The sequence below is a fragment of the Amycolatopsis sp. SID8362 genome (genome assembly GCF_010550475.1).
Classification (GTDB): domain Bacteria; phylum Actinomycetota; class Actinomycetes; order Mycobacteriales; family Pseudonocardiaceae; genus Amycolatopsis; species Amycolatopsis eburnea.
Window position 1 is genome coordinate 1 of record NZ_JAAGNB010001857.1, and the last position, 608, is coordinate 608.

The following is a 608-nucleotide window of genomic DNA, read 5'->3' on the forward strand; positions in this document are numbered from 1 at the left end:
CCCGAGTCCCATCGCCGTGGTCCGCGAATCGACCACGCGGACGCGGTCGGGCCCGACCTCCTGGGCCGCCAGCACCGCCGCTTCCCACGTGCCCGAGAGCTCGCGCGACAAGTGGACCGAGACGATCGAGTCGGCGCCGTCGGCGAGCGCCGCGCGGTACTCCGCGGCGAACTCGGTGGGCGTCGGCCGCGACGTCGTGACGATCTTGCGCTGCTTCATCGCTTCGGCGACCGCCGCCGGCCCGGTCTCGACGCCGTCGAGGGAGACCACGCCGTCGACGAGGACGTGCAGCGGCACCACCCGGACCGCGTGCCGTTCGGCGAAGCCCTCCGGCAGGTGGGCGGTGGAATCCGTGACTACGGCGACCGACACGCCGTCAGCCTACGTGGCCGGGGGTCAGCGAAGGCGCCAGCAACACGGACATCGCGTCGCCCACAGACGCGTGTCCCTGCCAGCCCCAGTGCATGCCATCCGGGTTGCCCTCACCGCTCAGGACGTGCTCTCCGACAACGGCTTCGAGGTCGAGCAGGGGAACGTTCGCCCGTGCGCCCCACGCCGCCATCGCGGCCGCCGCGGCCGGCCGCGCGGTGTGCACGCCGCCGTAGGCC

Annotated in this window: 1 protein-coding gene and 1 pseudogene; both read right to left on the reverse strand. The window is 73.7% G+C overall.

Going from position 1 to position 608, the window contains the following annotated elements; translation table 11 throughout:
- On the reverse strand, positions 1 to 372 hold a 372-nt coding region (locus G3I65_RS56190), incomplete at its 3' end, for a DegV family protein (RefSeq protein ID WP_160704815.1).
- Between the two features lie 4 nt (positions 373 to 376).
- Positions 377 to 608: pseudogene (locus G3I65_RS56195) on the reverse strand (SGNH/GDSL hydrolase family protein); the annotation flags it as partial.